Origin of the sequence: Cohnella sp. WQ 127256 (assembly GCF_024519285.1) — a bacterium.
Taxonomy (GTDB): Bacteria; Bacillota; Bacilli; order Paenibacillales; family Paenibacillaceae; genus Cohnella.
In genome coordinates this window covers 945,936-964,837 of sequence record NZ_JAMZCY010000001.1, presented here as the reverse complement: position 1 = coordinate 964,837, position 18,902 = coordinate 945,936, and the positions used below count along the sequence as shown (strand labels likewise).

12 protein-coding genes are annotated in these 18,902 nt (G+C 45.8%); 1 reads left to right on the top strand and 11 read right to left on the bottom strand.

Annotation, left to right across the window (positions count from 1 at the left end):
* Window positions 1-153: 153 nt before the first annotated feature.
* The 7 genes from M1K58_RS04095 to nth form a co-directional block, all read right to left on the bottom strand.
* On the bottom strand, window positions 154-1,143 hold the full coding sequence (locus M1K58_RS04095; RefSeq protein WP_256757392.1) for an ABC transporter permease: 990 nt from the start codon (window positions 1,141-1,143) through the stop codon (window positions 154-156).
* Window positions 1,136-2,098 (bottom strand): ABC transporter ATP-binding protein, encoded by a 963-nt coding sequence (locus tag M1K58_RS04090; RefSeq protein WP_372339098.1) that lies wholly within the window; start codon window positions 2,096-2,098, stop codon window positions 1,136-1,138. Before M1K58_RS04090 ends, M1K58_RS04095 begins: the two co-directional genes overlap by 8 nt.
* A gap of 29 nt (window positions 2,099-2,127) precedes the next feature.
* Window positions 2,128-2,943: a GDSL-type esterase/lipase family protein gene (locus M1K58_RS04085; RefSeq protein ID WP_256757391.1), complete on the bottom strand. Its 816-nt coding sequence runs from the start codon at window positions 2,941-2,943 to the stop codon at window positions 2,128-2,130.
* A gap of 268 nt (window positions 2,944-3,211) precedes the next feature.
* On the bottom strand, window positions 3,212-5,011 hold the full coding sequence (locus tag M1K58_RS04080) for an ABC transporter ATP-binding protein (RefSeq protein WP_256757389.1): 1,800 nt from the start codon (window positions 5,009-5,011) through the stop codon (window positions 3,212-3,214).
* Window positions 5,008-6,810: an ABC transporter ATP-binding protein gene (locus M1K58_RS04075; protein ID WP_256757388.1), complete on the bottom strand. Its 1,803-nt coding sequence runs from the start codon at window positions 6,808-6,810 to the stop codon at window positions 5,008-5,010. Before M1K58_RS04075 ends, M1K58_RS04080 begins: the two co-directional genes overlap by 4 nt.
* Window positions 6,811-7,068: 258 nt before the next feature.
* Window positions 7,069-10,803 carry a dynamin family protein gene (locus M1K58_RS04070; protein ID WP_256757387.1) on the bottom strand — a complete coding sequence of 1,245 codons (3,735 nt, stop codon included), beginning with the start codon at window positions 10,801-10,803 and terminating at the stop codon, window positions 7,069-7,071.
* Window positions 10,800-11,468 carry an endonuclease III gene (gene nth, locus M1K58_RS04065; RefSeq protein ID WP_256757386.1) on the bottom strand — a complete coding sequence of 223 codons (669 nt, stop codon included), beginning with the start codon at window positions 11,466-11,468 and terminating at the stop codon, window positions 10,800-10,802. The genes M1K58_RS04070 and nth overlap by 4 nt, the downstream gene beginning before the upstream one ends.
* Before the next feature lie 138 nt (window positions 11,469-11,606).
* Between nth and M1K58_RS04060 the strand changes: the two genes are divergently transcribed.
* On the top strand, window positions 11,607-12,236 hold the full coding sequence (locus M1K58_RS04060; protein WP_256757385.1) for a GDSL-type esterase/lipase family protein: 630 nt from the start codon (window positions 11,607-11,609) through the stop codon (window positions 12,234-12,236).
* 73 nt (window positions 12,237-12,309) lie between these two features.
* On the opposite strand, the gene M1K58_RS04055 is transcribed toward M1K58_RS04060, so the two are convergent.
* The 4 genes from M1K58_RS04055 to leuC form a co-directional block, all read right to left on the bottom strand.
* Window positions 12,310-15,051 carry an S-layer homology domain-containing protein gene (locus M1K58_RS04055; RefSeq protein WP_256757384.1) on the bottom strand — a complete coding sequence of 914 codons (2,742 nt, stop codon included), beginning with the start codon at window positions 15,049-15,051 and terminating at the stop codon, window positions 12,310-12,312.
* 69 nt (window positions 15,052-15,120) lie between these two features.
* Window positions 15,121-16,635, bottom strand: coding sequence for an N-acetylmuramoyl-L-alanine amidase family protein (locus M1K58_RS04050; protein WP_256757383.1), 1,515 nt, complete (start codon window positions 16,633-16,635; stop codon window positions 15,121-15,123).
* A gap of 203 nt (window positions 16,636-16,838) precedes the next feature.
* Window positions 16,839-17,441: a 3-isopropylmalate dehydratase small subunit gene (leuD, locus tag M1K58_RS04045; protein ID WP_256757382.1), complete on the bottom strand. Its 603-nt coding sequence runs from the start codon at window positions 17,439-17,441 to the stop codon at window positions 16,839-16,841.
* A 17-nt stretch (window positions 17,442-17,458) separates the two neighbouring features.
* A complete protein-coding gene (gene leuC / locus M1K58_RS04040; protein WP_256757381.1) occupies window positions 17,459-18,880 on the bottom strand; it encodes a 3-isopropylmalate dehydratase large subunit in 1,422 nt (473 codons plus the stop codon).
* Window positions 18,881-18,902 lie beyond the last annotated feature (22 nt).

The following is an 18,902-nucleotide window of genomic DNA, read 5'->3' as shown; positions in this document are numbered from 1 at the left end:
GGTTTTAGTGTGGCAGATGTGGAAGCTCGTCTGGGTGACAAAAAAACCAAAAAATCTGTGCATAACTATTGAATTGTGAGATATTATGTGATATTTCTAAATCGCTGTCCCGAATACCTAGTGCCAGTAAGGGCATTGGAGATTCGGGACATTCTAATTCAATATGTCTTGCTTCGTAAAGACAGTGAATGAAACGATAAGCGCAGCAACACCCCAAAGCCCTAATATCACTAGTGAAAATCCTAGCGACATGCCTTCAACTGGAGGCGGCGTTCCTCGCAAGTAGGATGATAATTCCAAGTTAACATTGAATAAATACTTAGCGCTTGTCCAAGATGAAGCCATGCTCGATAATATCGTTCCCGCAATAATGGTCGCCATCATCGTCACAAAGCTAGCCGCTGTGCTTCGAACGAGAACAGATATCATCAATGCGATAATCGCAACGATCATAGCCGAAAACCAGATAAGCCCTGACTGCATAAGCAAATATACACCTTGAGTAACCGCATGTACTCCCGTTGTGTCCACATCAGCCCCCTGCACCATAAACCCGACGAACACCGGCTCTTCCCAGCCCTTGTAGCCAAACACTAAGCCAGAAATCAAATAACAGAGCAGCGCTGTCGTAATAACGATGAGCGAGACATATAAGGTCAGGGCAGATAGCTTGGCGAATAATATTCGCCATCTTCGCACCGGACGGGTTAGCAGCATCTTAATTGTACCTGTCGATCGCTCCGAGGACACTAAATCCGAAGCAATGGCGAGCACCATCAAAGGGATGAATAGCGATACGGAGTTATCCATAAACGTTCTTGTGAAGGTTACAGCGTTCGGAGTCTGCGGATTAATATCATGATCCAGATAATATTGCAGCTGCTGTACAAGCGCACGCCGCCACTTCTTCCACTCTTCCGGAATTCGATCACTGCTAAGGGCGTTTGTATTATCCGTTATCCGACTTTGTAGCTCTGAGCGCCAATCTGCGTTGAATTTCTCTGTGGTATTCTGAGCGATTTTCATCTGAGCATAGACAAAGATAGGAATAAGGATAAGCAATATAAGCACGACGACAGCAAAACGCTTCTTTTTCCAAACCTTTAGCATCTCATTCTGAATCAAAGCTAGCATATTAGTCAATCTTATCACCCTCCGTCAGCTTCAAGAATAGCTCTTCCAGGGAAGGAGCAACGCGTTGAACGGAATGAATAGAAATACCAGAAGCTACGAACTTGTTAACCATTGTGCTAATAAGACTCTCATCCATTATCGTAATGATGGGATCATGAAGGGTTGTCAATAAGGACTCGTCTATTTGATGCTCGTTATCCGTTATCACTAATATGTCGGAATGATTTGCAAGCATAACTCTTGCATCCTGAGGGAGATTCACCTGCCACACCGTGTATGTAGCTGCTTGCGACACCAATTCATCTACTTCTCCGACTGCAATAACTGCCCCGTGCGCAATAATCGCAACACGATCACACATGAGCTGAATTTCGCTTAAGAGATGGCTGGAAATGAACAAGCTCATTCCGCTTTCCGCAAGCTTACGTATGAATTCGCGCAGCTCCTTAATCCCTTTGGGATCAAGTCCATTCGTAGGCTCATCCAGTATTAATAGCTTCGGCTTACCCAATAACGCTTGAGCAATACCCAGCCGTTGTCTCATGCCTAGGGAGTAGGTTTTCACCTTGTCATGGATTCTCTGGTCTAAACCTACGATTTCAACAACTTCCGTAATTCTGTCTTTGGTAATTCCATCCTGCATACGAGCGAAGTGCTCAAGATTTTCCCAGCCAGTCATGAAGCCGTACATTTCAGGATTTTCCACGATACATCCGATATGAGCAAGCGCTCGTTCCGGATGAATCCCGATATCTTCCCCGCACACGGTAATTTTACCCGCCGAAGGTTTAATGAGATCGACCAGCATACGGATTGTTGTTGTTTTACCTGAACCGTTAGGTCCGAGGAATCCGAATATTTCCCCTACGTAAACTTCAAATGATACTTCATGAATAATAGGCTTGCGACCGATCGTTTTCTTAAGTCCCTGAACAGACAATACGGTTTCTTTGGCCATAGCCATAATGCTTACCCCTCCCCCCTCCAGCCGTATTATTGAAGCGCTTGAACGATTCTGTCTGATATTCGAGTATAACCTTGTGCATTCGGGTGAAAATGGTCGGATGAAAGGTACGCCTTAACGTTGAACTCAAACAGATCATAGGTGGGAACAACCGTCGCGTTACCATCCGACTTCGCTAAGCTAAAAGCATAATCATTCCATTCCGCCACCGCTGTGCTAACCTGTCTCATTTCGGGCAAATCATAGAAAGCATTATATAATCCGACGTAAAGGATTCGCGCTTGGGGATTCAGCTCCCTGATCTTATGGAAAACAGCCTTAAGATTTGGTTGCGCTTGCGGTAACTGCTCTAACACGAGCTCAGGAGATAAATCTCCGCCCTCAGCCAAAGAACCGCCACTCTGAGCAATCTGGAACAGATCGTTGCCACCAATTGTCATGAGGATGATATCGGCTTTAGCGATCGCGTTTTTGAAGCCACTTTCGTCCAAGCGATCTACTAATTTTTCTGCGGTTAGCCCGTTAATGGCCATGTTATTGACTAAATTTATCGGCTTGTCTAGCTGCTTCGATAGACTCTTTACGACTCTATTCACATACCCTTCACCCGTTGCATCCCCTGTTCCCTTAGTTAGCGAATCTCCTAGAGTGGTGATGAACAGCTCATTCTTAGCACTCCAGTCCCCGCCTGTCGCCGCTTCAGGTTTAGAAGCCTCCGGCAAAGCAAGTCCATCCTTAGGAAACCACGTATCTTTCAACGCCCAACCAAATCCGGTTATCATAACGACAAGGCATATAAGCGTGGTCCAACCTAATATTTTCCACAACCAGGAAGATGACTTCATGTGATTTCCCCCATTCCGGATCCTCCGATGTCAAGCACCGGATTTTACCTACTACTAGCAACGATAACGTTTCTGGCGAAATTTTTCAAATATCCCATCGCAAGCATAAACGGCTACTGCCGTCCTTAGGGATGGCGGGGGAACGTATATGTCGGAGACCTATCAGAAAAGTATCGAGAATTTTAACCTTTCTGATATGTTCAAAAACCGTCCAATCAGCGAATCCTTCGCCAATTGAACGGTTATTTTATGACTATATTCTACACAATTACGCCGATAAAAACCGATACTGCGCATCGACAAGATTACGATAATGACCTGGACGCTTCATCAGTTCATCGTGACTTCCTTGATCCACGATTTGTCCATGATCCAGCACAACGATACAATCGGCATGACGAATTGTAGACAAGCGATGGGCGACGATGAAGGAGGTTCGCCCCTTCAATAACGTTGCAAGCGCCTCTTGAATCCGCAGCTCTGTCTCAGTATCAATACTTGCCGTTGCTTCATCCAGTACGAGAATGCGTGGATTGGCGAGCAATGCACGGGCGAAGCTCAACAGCTGACGTTGACCAACGGAAAGTGCATTCCCACGCTCCTCTACTTCCGTATCATAGCCGTTCGGTAGATTAACAATAAATTCATGTGCACGAACTGCGCGCGCTGCTGCCTCTACATCGGCATCCGTTGCCCCAGCTCGACCGTAACGGATATTATCTCTGATCGTACCCGAGAAGATAAACGTATCCTGTAGCACGATTCCGATTTGTGAGCGTAAGCTTTCAATCGTAACATCTCGAACATCTATCCCATCTAATAACACGCGTCCCTCTACCGTATCATAGAATCGGCAGAGTAGGTTCACGATTGTGCTTTTCCCCGAGCCAGTATGACCGACCAATGCGACCGATAAGCCTGCTTTCACATCGAGATTAATTCCCTTAAGCGCTGGACGATCAGATTCGTAACCAAAGGTTACGTTCTCGAGCTTTACACTTCCTTCTAGCTCAGGAAGCCGTATCGCTTTGTCCTTCTCCGGAACAGCAGGCTTCTCATCCATGAATTCAAAGATTCGTTCTGCTGAAGACATCGAAATCAGTAATTGAGAATACATATTCCCTAATCTATTGATCGGTTCCCAGAAGCTACCTACATAAGTTATGAATGCGACGAGAATACCGACAGTCATGACACCAGACTGAATGAGATAGGTTCCATAGAGGAGCAGGATCAACGTTCCTATTGCGGACGTGATTTCGATAACAGGCCCGAATAGATGATTCAATGCAGAAGCCATGTTCCATGAACGGATATTACTCGTATTCATTTTATCGAAGAAGCCAATATTTTCTTTTTCTTGAGCATAAGCTTGCGTAACCCGGATCCCTTGTATACTTTCATTCAAGTGAGCATTAATCCGAGATTGCTTAATCCGTACGACCTGCCAAGCCATCCTTATCTTTTTGCGTAAAGCGGACGACACGATGATCATAAGGGGTACCGTAATCATTATGGCAAGTCCCAGCTTCGGCTCCATCACAAGTAAAATGATCGTAATTCCGATTAATTGTACGATGTCAATGGCGGAGTTAATAACTCCGTTAGTGAACAAGTCCTGTAAGGAGTTAACGTCATTCGTTACTCTAACGAGTACGGAGCCCGCAGGACGTTTGTCAAAAAAACGAAACGATAACGATTGAATATGACGGAATAACGAAGCCCTAAGATCGAAAATAACCTTCTGACCTATCTCATTCGTCTTCATTATCGTGTACTTCTGAGCCCACCATCGCATACCATACATAACGAGCATAGCAGCTACAAGGCTTACGAGCAGGGATACGCTGCTATTCCCGTCTGCGGGGTGTATTGCACGGTCAATCGCTAAACTCATCAGGAACGGGATCGCAAGTCGCGATAGCATTCCGAATACCGTCATAACGAACGTGACCTTAGTTACTGCTTTTTGATAAGGTTTAACGTAAGTGAACAATCTGCCGATTTGCTTCCAGTTAAACGGCTTTTCAATCAATTCGTCATCTTGATATACGAACTTCCGACTCATCCCGTCACCCGTCTTTCTGTCGTGCTATTGGACCCATCGAGTTGTGAGCCCAACTCCTCAGGTCGGTCGGCATATTGAATCTGATAGGTTTCACGATACAAGCCTGGTTGACGCACGAGCTTATCATGAGTTCCTCTTTGAATCGTATGTCCCCGATCCAAAACGATGATCTCATCCGCATGGCGAAGTGTTGAGATTCGATGCGCGATCATGAATACTGTCCGATCCGCCATAACCGTTCTAATCGCGGTTTGGATCTCATGCTCCGTTTCCATATCTAAGGCGCTCGTCGCATCATCAAGAATAAGAATTTTCGGCTTACTCAGCAAGGCACGAGCAATGGCGACCCTTTGCTTCTGACCTCCCGATAGCCCCATCCCTCGTTCTCCAACGATCGTATCGTAGCCCAGAGGAAGCTCGCCAATAAATCCCGCCGCTTGAGCTAAACGTGCAGCTTCTTCTATTTGTTCCATCGTTGCATCCGGGCAGCCGTAGCTAATGTTCTCTTTAATGGTTGCAGAGAATAGGAAGGACTCCTGAAAGACGATTGCCATCTGACTCCGCAAGCTGGACAACTCGATGTTACGAACATCCACCCCATCTAAAGTAAGCGAGCCTTCACCTACATCATATGCCCTAAGTAGCAAGCCAACTGCTGTCGATTTTCCAGAACCGGTGCCCCCAAGCAAGCCAATTACTGAACCCGTAGGAGCATTCAAATTAAAGCCTAGCAATGCTGATGGCAAATCATCTCGGTTCGTATAACGGAAGCTGACGTCTTCGAAACGAATATGACCTTTCACGACCTTCTCATCAAGCTCAAGGCTATTCTTAACGCTCTTTACTGAGATAGGTTGATTCAATAATTCAAGCAAACGTTCTCCAGATGCCTTTGATTGTGTGTAGTTATTAATTTGGAAACCTAGATTCCATAGGGGTGCAACGATTAGGCCAAGCATCCCTGAGAGCGCAACCAAATCACCTAAAGTTAAAGTCCCATTAATGACTCGCCATCCACCAACTAACAGCAATGCCGCAACGCTCAAGTTAGCGATAAATTCGATCAGTGGAAAATATTTCGCCCACACGACAGCCAGATGGAGGTGATTATCTCGATAATCTACATTTTCCTTTACGAATTTATTAATTTCGAAAGGCTCACGAGCGAACGATTTGACGGTTCTTACGCCTGTAATATTTTCTTGCACTCGCACGGTTAAACGTCCGACAGCTGAACGTATGGAACGAAATACGGGATGGATGTTCTGCTCGAAACGAATCGCAACATATCCGATAACCGGAATAATCGCGATCGTCATTAGCGTTAGCTGCCAATCAATGAACATCATCATTGAGAATCCAAATACGAGCAGGAATGCCGTATTTAGCAATTGGGCGAAGCCGAAACCGATGAAGTTACGCATTCCCTCGATATCAGCTGTTAACCGCGACATCAAGTCCCCTGTTTTTGCAGTGTCATAATACGAAAAGGATAATTGCTGTAACTTCTCGTAGCATCCGTTGCGTAACCGATACGCCAGACGGTTACCTAGTCTCCCTCCGCAAAATCCGTGAACATACTGAAATGAGGCTTTAACGATAATAATGCCCATCGCCGCTAATGACAGACCGAGAACTCCTTCATACTTACCAGGATTAATCATGTCATCGATTAGCGTTTTCAGCAGTAGAGGGTATACCAATCCGAGTGCAGTTGCAATCGCAAGTCCTATAACGGACCCCCAAAGAAACCCCTTATCTTGCCAGTAGTACGATTTCAATTCCCGAAAAATATCCAAAAATGGTCCTCCCCTCTCTGCTTTCTACGGCAGTTTAGCGCAATCATATCCACCCAGCAACAACGCAATTTGCTCCTATTTGACCCTCATGTGGAAGCTAGAGCCATGAGTACGTCGCATGCACCGTATATCTCCTAAATCGTCGATTTACATACCCGATATCCCCAAGTTGATATGCTTATGGGAGGGAAATTAAGACATTATAAGCAAAAGCCTCCTTCCATCACGAAGATGATGGAAGAAGGCTGATTTTGAGAATTATTGCCTTATTATTCGCCATTGTTCTTGTAAATTCGACAACAACCGTTCCTCGCCTGGCTCAAGAAGAGTTTGACTCATACTTAACGCGAAGGAGGCTAATTGTTCGGACCATTGATGGGCTGCTGATTGCACCGTATTCTGGAGTGTGGCCTCGCCAATGGAATCCCATTGCTGTCTTAACCGTTCCAGCTCGGTATCCATTGTTCCGAAGAGAAGCTCGCTCAGAACCTCTCGCAGGGATGCCGCGCCTTCCTTCTCGAAGAAATGCTTCGGAGAACGGAACATGCTCCATAGCTGCCTTGTCTCGATGGCAGGGCCATTAGCGAACACCTCAGGTAAAGGTAGCTCCAACAACACTCTGTCGATCGACTCCGGCGTGAAGCCTTCCTGCTCCATCTCTGATAATCCTGATAACGCGTTAAGTGCCTTCTGCGCCATCGTGTGAATCGTGCCTTCCAAGCGCAAGCCTGCTGCGCGAAGCTCTTGAAGGAGATCCTCATGGAGAGAACGCTTAAGGTCCTCTCCGCAAGCTTGCAGCAGCTTCTTCAGATCCCGTCCATCGTCCTGAAGCACTGAAGAATGGAACGCAGATTGAAAATGCTCCTTAAACCTGAAATTAAGCCTTTGGCGTAAATGGTACAGCTGCTCACTAATTTCTTGATGCAGTGGCTGGACTGTCGCCGCTGGAACGTTGTCTGAGCCTTCATTGCTCCATCGCTGCGCTTGTTCCCTTAGACGTTGTGCTTTCAACTCTCTCGTAGCTGCATCTGCATTAGCCGACTGTAGCCAGCTTTCCAGCAGCTTCTCTACGCGATCCAATTCCTTGTTCGCCGAGGCAAGCGCCAATCCGCCGAGCTCCTCCTCAGAGAACGTACGGAAGGCCCCTTCAAAGGCTGCAACACCGGATGACCGAAGTGATTCCAAGCTATTGGCTTGCTTCGCCTGTAAACCGTTCAAGCTAGAAACCGCGAACAACCTAGGCTTACGAATACCATGCTTAAGGAGTTGATCTCCCACATGGGTACGTACCCCATCCAATTCGCTTTCCGATGATGCAAGATCCGCAGCATTAATGATGAAGAACATTTTATCGAGCTCGAATACATCCTTCACACTACCCAGCTGATTCAAGAACTCCCGATCTGCCTCTGTAAACGCGTGATTGTAATAGGTCACGAACAAGACCGCGTCCGCATTTTTAATATATTGGAAGGCGACACCGGTATGACGCGCGTTAATAGAGTCAGCCCCCGGAGTATCCACAAGTACGGCACCGCTCCGTGTAATTGGAGAATCTACGAATAAGTCAATTTCCGCCACAAAGCAGGACGCTTGCTCTTCTGCTGCGAACCGACGATACTCCTCCTCTTCCACCTTAAGCTTCTGACCAAGCAATTGGCCATAGAAGTCCCAGCCCTTAGTCGCAGCCGACAGGAAGGCTAAATGCGGACGACCACGGGGATGAAGCTCACTAGCGGAAATAGGATCTTTAAGGGCAAGTAACCGAGGGATATCATTTCCAACGTCCGTTATCTTCTCCTTGCTAACACCGATTCGCTTCAGCGAATGACGGATATCTTCACAGAAGTCATCTGCAGACTTCATCGTGACGAGCGCGGTTCCATCTTCATATTCGCCTGTCGGAGCGACAATCCGGTTTATCGTAGCTGTTGTTGGATTAGGAGACACCGGTAATACAGACTTCCCAACAAGAGCGTTCGCAAAGGAGGATTTACCCGCGCTGAAAGCTCCGAACAAAGCAATTGTGAAGCTTCTGTTCTTAAACCGCTCCGCTTTCGCTTGTAGCCCGTTAGCGACGCTACGTAGTGCGGGTACCGTTGACAGCAATGCCGCAGAGCGCTCCAGCATGTCCGCAGCTCCACGTGGCGCACCAAGCTGCTCTAACTGCTGCGACGTTTCGGACACTGAAGACGAATCCGATTCTGTCATACCTGCTAATGTGGATTGTAGCTCTAGGGATTTTAACGATAAAGAAGATTTCAATTGATCTTCTTGGGATCGGATCGTTATGCTATTTATCCGTTCATCAGATACCGCAACGGGAGATGGCAATACAAGCATCGAATGGCTTATCGTAGCAGGCAATAAAGAGAGCAATTCTAACTCTTCAGATCGTTCCTCCTCCTCAAGCCGTTCGATCGCTCTAGCCGCTTCATCCTTCACGGATAGCGCTGCTAATTGATGTTGCAGAGCCTGCAATTGTGTATCTAGTTCCGGTTGGAATCTAAGCTGAGTTTCATCAACCCACTGGAGTGCAGCTTTACGATAGTTCGATTTCAGCTCAGCGCTTATTTCAGCTGAATAATGCAAAGTCACTTGACCATCTGCACCCGCACCTGTTTTTACTTGATCCTTAAGCCAATCCGACGTAATAGGCTTGAAGCATGCCGATAAGATTAACTCTAAGTGCTCGCCATCCAAACCAGAGCCCTCAGCTTCTTTACGCAATATCTCCTTCAAATGCCCTGTGACGTGTGCCGATACTTGACGGTTGAAGTCATCCTCAAGCCGCCCTAACCGCGCTAGCTTCTCTGCATCCGTTTTAGCCGCGCTAGCCAGCCAACCCGACTTATATCCCGGTTGCATAGCCACAAGCACTTCTCTTGCTTTCTCACGAGTTTCCGCTGGCGTCAGATTCGCATTATTGAGCAGCTTATCCAATTCAGTTCTGACTCGCTGTCTGCGCCTATCTCCAGTCGATTCGATTTCTGACAGTTTCTGCTCAAGTGAGCTTCTCAAAGCCAGCCGTTGATCCGCTTCGCCGTCTTCACCTAGTTTATTAGCTAGCAACTCTCTCTTATCCTCGTTGCGCTGATGTAGGGTATCCTTGTACTGCTCTGCGAGATGATGTGCAGAACGTTCTGCACTTCGCAGCATTAAGGGTTCAGCCAAAGGTTGAAGATCTCTAATGAGCTGTAGCAGCTGCTCCCACTGAGATAGGGGATGGCTCGGATCTCTAAGCGATAAGAATAACGTAGCCGCTGGCTCAATATCCCAATTGCGAAGAGCTTGCCCTAGGCTGTCACGGAATTCTGTAAAAGCAATTTGCTCCTCACGGTGCTTATCCACTTGATTAACAATTAAGTACGTTGGCTTGCCCCATCTCGCCATGCTACGCAAGAATCGGAAGTTCACCTCAGATTGAACATGATTATAGTCCGTGACATAGAAAACCACATCCGCCAGATGAAGCGCAGACTCCGTTGCAGCACGGTGAGCCCCATCTGTCGAGTCCACTCCAGGGGTATCTACAATGGCCATCCGGTCGCCAAGCAACGGTATCGGATAGGATACCTGAATAGAGGTTACGCCCTCGCCGTCTACGGCAAAATCATGTAGCTGCTCCACCGGAATTTGGCGCGCTGGAAATACCGTACCTTCCGCATCTCTGAATATCGTTTCCGCTGAAGGTTCGCCATTCACAACAGTTACAACATTAGCACTAGTCGGAATAGGAGAAGCCGGGAGCAAAGAAGCTCCACATAGTGTGTTGACTAGCGTTGATTTCCCCGCAGAGAAATGACCACAGAATGCGACTGTCAATCGACCGATTCGAAGCTTCTCGGACAGCTCTCTGAACTTCTCCCCTTGCAGGGAATCCTGATGGGCTGCCACACGCAAGCTCATCTGTTCTAAGGAATTAAGAAATAAAGGGATATCGGATGCTTGCTGATCTTTCATCATTGGAGCACTAACGTCAATTGGACTCACGAGGTAACGCTCCTTTTCTTTAAGGCTGCCTTCATACGAGCTTTACCTTCCTTACAATGCTCTAGTATGGGACACACATCACATTTAGGGTTTTGGGCTTTACAATGGTATCTTCCAAAAAAAATAAGACGATGGTGAGTAATCGTCCACTCCTCACGTGGAACCTTGCGCATGAGCTTCTTCTCAACTTCAAGAACGGAATCGTCAGCTTTAGCAATACCAAGCCGCTTCGAGACACGTTCGACATGGGTATCCACTGCGATCGCGGGTACATCGAAGGCATTAGACATAACGACGTTAGCCGTCTTCCTTCCGACTCCAGGTAGCTCTATCAATTGCTCGTGCTTACGGGGAATTTCACCGCCAAACTTATCAATGACAAGTGTACATAGCTTTTGAATATTCGCCGCCTTATTGCGAAAGAGGCCAATTCTGCGAATATCATTTTGCAGTTCCTCTAAGGGAACGTTCAAATAATCTTGAGGTGTGCGGTATTTATCGAATAATGAAACAGTCACTTTATTGACTGTTTCATCCGTGCATTGCGCGGAGAGCAGGACTGCTATCGTCAACTCAAACGGATTGCGGTGATTAAGCTCACAATGAGCATCGGGAAACATCTCAGCCATCGTGTCCAACACGTGCCTTATCGTTACAGCGTTCATAGGCGCTCCTTCATTTTCCGAAATTCATTACAAGTTTACCGGAAGTTTGATTTTGCGGCAATATGTGCGGCACTGAAAGCTTATTGAAATCATATGTTGACAATAGAAATAAGTCCACGGAAAGGTGGAGATGCGATAGTGATTCGTTATGCTGCAATTGGAGACTCTCTGACCGCAGGTGTGGGAGATCTGTTTGGTGGCGGATTTGTTCCGAAATATGGTCGGTACATTCAAGAAGCCATTCAGCAGCCAGTTACCTACGACAAAATTGGATTTCCAGGAGCAAGATCAGCCTATATTCTAACTGTCATCCGTAGCGATAATAAGGTAAGGGATATTCTACAGCATGCAGATATTATTACCTTAACGGTTGGTGGCAACGATCTCGTTGATGCTGCCAAAGCTTTTGCCGTTCAGCAGAACGACGAACCCTTCAGACAAGCACTTGTGAATTGTAAGCATAATTTCGCTGGTATTCTATCGACGATTAGACAATTAAAATCCGGCCGCAATCCCTATCTAATAAGAGCTGTCGATCTATATAATCCATCTCCCTCCTTACCGGAATCGGATTACTGGGTCAAACGGTTTAATCAGCATCTCGAGAGCTTCGAGGATGGGAATATGAAGGTCGCAAATATTTTTAACTCCTTTAAAGGAAGAGAGCGCGCGCTCTTATGGATCGATCATCTTCATCCGAATGCGCGTGGATATCAAGTTATCGCCGAGGCACTGCACGATCAAGGTTATACGCCTTTTAGTTTATAGCTAGGGCTTGATTCCACCATAAAACAGCACCCCAGTCCAATGACTAGGGTGCTGCTCTTATGCCTACTCTAATTTACTTAACAATTTCAATAAGCTTGCCACGGAGGACGTACAAAGTGACTACGTCATCTGTCTTTAAGTTGGACAACGTTAATGTCGTTATCCCTTGATGAATATAAACTTGAGAATCGAGTGTAAACGAATTAGGCGTAGTATCATTGATCGATGATTTAAATACGTTCAATGTTTTCTTAACGCTATCCGTGTACTGAACGGTTTTCGTTAATGCTGGAATAATCTGAATGATTACACGATCATTCTCATCCCTACGGACTTCAACGCGATCATCTGCCTTAAGTGATGATAGCGAGCCCAATGTAACATTGTCACGAACGACAATCGGAGGTGTGAGGAAAGTTTTCGTCACGACAGCACCAGTTCCGGTTACGATATCAATCGAGGAGTTGGACGCATTAATAGACGAAACTCTTCCGTAAGTCGTAGGAATAACTTTGATTATTGTCGGTGTTTTTCCTTTGAATGTTACATTAAGAACGGTATTGTTCGTTGTTTGATTAAGCGAGTTTAAGCTGATCGATGTCCCGTTCTCATCCTGTAGAGCAACTGGGGAAGAATAAGTATTCATGCTCCATTCATCTACATAGCCATCCGCACGTTTGGCACGCAATTTGTATTGCGCTAGATCTACGGATACGAGTTCAAGTTGGAGCGTTTTCTGAACATTAACAACGATGATTTGCTCTTGCTTATTCGGATCCATAATCGCTGTAACACGATCCCCAACACGAATGTCTAAATACGATGCACCATTCTGCCCATAGATATCAACTGCAGGCGCATACGTACTATACGGAAGTGTGATGGAATTAGAAACATCCAAAGCCAATTTCAATGTTCTTGCCGTCGTATTATTCTCAAGCACAGTTCCTGTGTATTGAGATACGATGGAAATATAAGCGACATTGGATCCTGTATACCCAACATTGATTTTTTTGCCTTTGATTACATATTGAGCGGCTTCTACCTTAGTAATCTTCGCGCCATTCAAATCAAACCTTGTGGACTCGTTAATGATTAACGGAACCTTTTTGCCTGCTGTATCCGTTACGATTAGAATATCGTCCGTCATCCCAGCAGAGAAAACAGTCACACCCGTAAGGAAGTTCACTGATCTGCCCTGAACAGTAATGACTGAAACTTTCCCGCTTTCGTTAAGCGTTAAGGATACGGAATCTCCTTTGAAAATATCATCCAGAGACACATCTGCTAGTCCTTCGATCTTCACGACAACGTTATCGGCCATATATTTGGCGCCTAATTCGTTGTTGCCCGTCGTATATTGAATCGTTTTCCCTACTTTGTCAACTAAGCTAAGCACACCGTTAATCGGAGGAATGACCTTCTTCGTAATAATCATGCTTACTAAGACTCCATTTTTAATTTCATAGGAGATGACATCACCAACCAAAAGCTGATCTTGAGTTAAAATCACATCGTTTTGTTTAATCGTGAGCTTATCGGATACCGAATAAGTTTCCGATTTGCCTGCTGCATCTTTAACTTGAAGTGACAAAGTCGTAGGCGTCCATGCCTCGATCGTGCCTGCACCCGTTTTGTTGACGACAACCTGGTTTACTGTGAGGGACAGTACTTTGCCATCAGGTCTAAATGCATCAACACTCAGCTTCACAGGAACGTTAACCGGAAGATTGGCTATCGTTAATGTTTGCCCGCTAGCATCTTTGATCGTAGGCAGCTTCAGAGCATCATAATAGAACGTCTTGCTTTCCGCACCGACTTGGACTGTTATTTTCTGCTCTGCTTCCACTACACTAGTTAACGTACCTTCATAGTTATTCACTTTAGCAGTATCACTTGTTTGCTCTACGTAACCAATAGTTCCATCGGTATTGCTAATCATAAGAACTTCACCATACTGCTTCAAACTAGCAACTGATGAAGCTAGCTCAGACTGATAGGCGTAAATCGCAGCAGTTGGCGATAAGTTATATTCTTTCTGTACGCCATCCGAATGAAGGACAGTCAGTTTATTAGCATCGATGGCTATGAGTGCACCTTTTACTTGACCCGAATAAGCAACCCCAGTCATATAGGACTCAGCACGGCTAAATAGTGTGGAAGCCATCTCACGTGTAACAGTTGCAGAAGGGTCAAACTTAGTCGCTGATACACCGGTTACCAATGAGGAGGATAGTGCTACATTTACGTAGCCTTTATATTGGGATTTGATCTGTGCATCATCACCAAATGTGGTTGCTTGCGAAGCAGCTAGCTTAGCTTCTGCATCTTTACCTATCGCGCGAACAAGTAGACGAGTCATCCATTCCCGAGTCGCAGGGCTGCTTCCCCACTCCTTGCCCTTTTCACTTGCAACTAACAATTGTTCTTCCTCGAGGTTCAATATCTTTTTCTGCGTAGCTAACTTTATGTATGGCTTATAATCTTCTTTAATGACCAAGTCACTTGGAAATACAAGGACATTCGAAGGCATCACTTCATCTTCAATACCCATGAATCGAATGGCAATAATGACTGCTTCTTGACGTGTAATGGCGTTGCCTGGGCTAAATGTTCCCGCTGAAGCTCCAGTACCACCCTTTAAGATCCCTTGCAAAGCAAGCTTTGTAATATGCTTCTCTGCCCAATAATTCGTCTTAACATCTCTAAAAGGTGAAGCCGCAGACGCTGTGGACGATGTCCATGTTCCAACTGTCCCAATCATCGATGCTACCAATATCCCTGTTAATACTTTTGAACTTTTATTCATCGACATATGGTCCCCTCCCCAATATACACATATACCGACCCCCATAAAGAGGGCCGGATGGTTTACTATAACTTCTTAATATAATTTCAACTGAAGCTTAATACCCGTTGCGATAGCTTGTGCAACTCGATTCTGGAAATCTTCCGTCCATAGCTGCGGTTCATCGATTTTACTAGATAGATAACCTGCTTCTAGTAATATCGCTGGCATGACAGTTTCCCTCGTAACTGCAAGACTCTTCTTACGAACACCGTTATCCTTGAGCCCAGTAGATGGTGCGAATACGGAGTGCATCAAGTCAGCAAATGCTTTGCTATCATCTCTGGAATAGTAGGTTTCTGTACCATTCGTGTCAGGATTATAGCTGTTAGCATGAACAGATACGAATAGATCTGCCTGAATAGCATTTGCTAGCTTATATCGGTCTGCTAGAGTTGGAAAAGAATCATCTTCACGGGTAAGCACAAGCTTGAGACGCTCGTCCCCTGCTAGTAAATCTCTTACCTTCAGAATCACTGATAGATTAAAGACTTTCTCAGCCTTCTTAGTGATGCTGACCGCTCCCGGATCACTACCTCCATGACCTGCGTCAAGAACGACAGTGAACAAAGATTTATCAGGTAGGGGCTGCTTCAATAATATTCTAAGTTCTCCGACAGTAGCGTCATCAACAACCTCGTAATCCCAAGGCTGATTCAGGTCTAACACAAACCGTGGTGCTTTGTTCAAGGCTTCTCCAAACATCGAATAACGGATGGATGTCAAAGCAGCATTCTCAGAAACAAGAAGTTTACCTTCATTTACGCTCGTGAAATCAATAGCAGGAAAGAAATTGCTTCTGTACTGAGTATTAGGGAAATCAACGACAATCCGATTAGGACTATTCAGCTTAAATACTTTGGGAGCAATCGTTCCTTCATACCTGATAACAACGGTGTCCATACTATAATTCACTTCATATAGATTTCCTGTCACCACTGGATTAACAGGCGGAAGTGGCACCTCGGTGTTATCCGTAGGAGGGACAGAGCCCGTACCTCCACCATCAGTATTATCCGTACCATCGACAATACCAATATCATCTCCACCAGTTGGTGGCTTTGAAGGTTCTGTTGGTTTACTGTCAGTGTCACTGTTAGAGAAGAGAAATGCAGATTTACTTTTGTTATCCCAGACCACTTGAACGCCAAATGCGTCACTTAGGAATCTTAAGGGTACAAGAGTAGTACTGGATTTTTCCATAGGGGGCAAGACCATCTGCAAAGGCTCTTTATCGAGATACGCAGTAGACTTGTCCAAAGTCATGACAAGCTGCTTCGTACCTTTCGATACAGTGACCTGTTTTTGTTTGTTGTTGTAATCAACCTTGTAGCCCAAATTCTCAGCCGCGATCCGTACAGGGATCATCGTCGTGCTCTTAATGATGACCGGTGGAACTTTAGGCTGTAAAACATGGCCATCCACGACTAGTCTAGGGGTTTGAACTTCTGTTTTGGCGGCGCTAGCGATATCCGCATTCAGGAACAGCATGCAAGTTAGGACTGAAAACATGCACGCAACGACGGACAACAAGAGCAACCACTTCTTCATGCTTCACCTCGATGTAAAAATAAATTTGTGAACGCTGTCAAATTATGTAGTAGACGACTGCCTATTCACAAATCATTAGACGTAAAAAACGAGGAAAAGTTGCGTATGTAAGGAAAAAAAGACCCTTCGTCCCGAAATTTGCCGAATCGGGTACAAAGGGTCTTCCTAGCTGCATAAACAGCTACACAAAGGGTATATCAAGGTTATGCAGAAGCATTTGCAGCACGTTTCGCTTCGAATGCTGTAATCGATGCTTCATGCTGAAGCGTTAGACCAATATCATCTAAACCTTGAAGTAAAAATTGACGGCGATGCTCGTCTAAGTCAAACGGAATGTGCAGGCCTTCTCCGTCTGTGATCACCTTGTTTTCAAGATCAACATTCAGGGTGTAGCCTTCTTTAGCTTCGGTACGCTTAAACAAATCATCCACTTGCTCTTCACTTAATTTAATAGGTAGGATGCTGTTTTTAAAGCAGTTGTTGTAAAAAATATCTGCAAAAGATGGAGCGATAATGCAGCGGAAGCCATAGTCGCCAATCGCCCATGGAGCATGCTCACGAGAAGAACCACAGCCAAAGTTGGCACGAGATAGCAAGACGGAAGCGCCTTGATAACGTGGTTTGTTCAAATTGAACTCAGGAATGACGTTTCCTTGCTCATCCCATCTCCATTCGAAGAATAGAAACTGACCGAATCCACTTCTCTCGATTCTTTTCAAAAATTGTTTAGGAATGATTGCGTCCGTATCTACGTTAACCCGGTCAACCGGGGCGACAAGTCCATTTAACTTAACAAATGCTTCCATGTTGGTTAATCCTCCTCTTACGCTTTCACTTCGGATTTGAAATCCCATGTGCGAACATCAACGAAACGACCTTGAACAGCTGCTGCTGCTGCCATTTCCGGAGACACTAGATGTGTACGTCCACCACGGCCTTGACGACCTTCGAAGTTACGGTTGGACGTCGATGCACAACGTTGGCCAGGTTGAAGAACGTCTGGGTTCATCGCTAAGCACATGCTGCATCCCGCTTCACGCCATTCGAATCCCGCTTCTGTGAATACTTTGTCCAAGCCTTCTTTTTCCGCTTGAATTTTAACACGACCGGAACCAGGAACGACAATAGCCGTTACTCTAGAGCTAACCTTGTGTCCACGAGCCACAGAAGCAGCCGCTCTCAAATCTTCGATCCGACCATTCGTGCAAGAACCGATAAAGACATAATCAATCTCGATATCGGTCATCGGAGTGCCTGGCTTAAGATCCATATAGTCTAATGCGTTAGTCGCAGCTTTACGTTCGTTCTCAGTTGGAAGCTCTTCCGGTACCGGAACAGTGGAAGTGATACCCGTTCCCATTCCTGGGCTTGTGCCCCAAGTAACTTGAGGAATCAAGGAATCTACGTCGAAGTCAAGCGTAGTATCATATTCTGCGCCTTCATCAGAGCACAATGCTTTCCATTGTTCTACAGCAGCGTCGTATGCAGCACCCTGTGGAGCATATTCACGTCCGCGTAAATATTCGAAGGTTGTTTCGTCAGGAGCGATCAAGCCAGCACGAGCACCCGCTTCGATCGACATGTTACATACCGTCATACGCTCTTCCATCGTAAGCGAACGGATAGCTTCACCTGTGTACTCCATAACGTAGCCAGTTCCGAAATCTGTGCCGTATTGAGCGATCAAGCCGAGAATCATATCTTTGGCTGTAATGCCCGGCTTACGTTTGCCGTTGAAGCGAATGATCATTGTCTTCGCTTTTGATTGCTGTAAGCATTGTGTAGCTAGTACATGTTCAACCTCGCTTGTACCGATTCCGAAAGCCAATGCTCCGAAAGCGCCGTGCGTGGAAGTATGGCTATCGCCACAAACGATTGTTTTACCTGGATGAGTCAAGCCCAGCTCAGGTCCCATAACGTGAACAACACCTTGATCAATCGTGTTCAAGTCATAGAGCTTTACGCCGAATTCCTGACAGTTGGTTGTCAATGTGTCAACTTGCTGCTTGGAAATCGGATCAGAAATGTTGTAGCGGTCTTTCGTTGGTACGTTGTGATCCATCGTTGCAAATGTCAGCTCTGGACGTCTAACTTTACGTCCGGACAAGCGTAGACCTTCAAAAGCTTGTGGAGATGTTACTTCATGTACCAGGTGCAGGTCGATGTAAAGGATGCTAGGCTTACCTTGTTCAGCGACGATGACGTGGTTGTTCCAAATTTTCTCGAACATTGTTTGTTTACTCATGTCTCATTCACCCCAATAGGAC

What these genes read in the sequence shown, in the direction of transcription:
- M1K58_RS04090 (WP_372339098.1), bottom strand. Translation starts at nt 2,098, where the DNA reads ATGGCTATGGCCAAAGAAACCGTATTGTCTGTTCAGGGACTTAAGAAA.
- M1K58_RS04085 (WP_256757391.1), bottom strand. Translation starts at nt 2,943, where the DNA reads ATGAAGTCATCTTCCTGGTTGTGGAAAATATTAGGTTGGACCACGCTT.
- M1K58_RS04080 (WP_256757389.1), bottom strand. Translation starts at nt 5,011, where the DNA reads ATGAGTCGGAAGTTCGTATATCAAGATGACGAATTGATTGAAAAGCCG.
- nth (WP_256757386.1), bottom strand. Translation starts at nt 11,468, where the DNA reads ATGAACGCTGTAACGATAAGGCACGTGTTGGACACGATGGCTGAGATG.
- M1K58_RS04055 (WP_256757384.1), bottom strand. Translation starts at nt 15,051, where the DNA reads ATGTCGATGAATAAAAGTTCAAAAGTATTAACAGGGATATTGGTAGCA.
- M1K58_RS04050 (WP_256757383.1), bottom strand. Translation starts at nt 16,635, where the DNA reads ATGAAGAAGTGGTTGCTCTTGTTGTCCGTCGTTGCGTGCATGTTTTCA.
- leuD (WP_256757382.1), bottom strand. Translation starts at nt 17,441, where the DNA reads ATGGAAGCATTTGTTAAGTTAAATGGACTTGTCGCCCCGGTTGACCGG.
- leuC (WP_256757381.1), bottom strand. Translation starts at nt 18,880, where the DNA reads ATGAGTAAACAAACAATGTTCGAGAAAATTTGGAACAACCACGTCATC.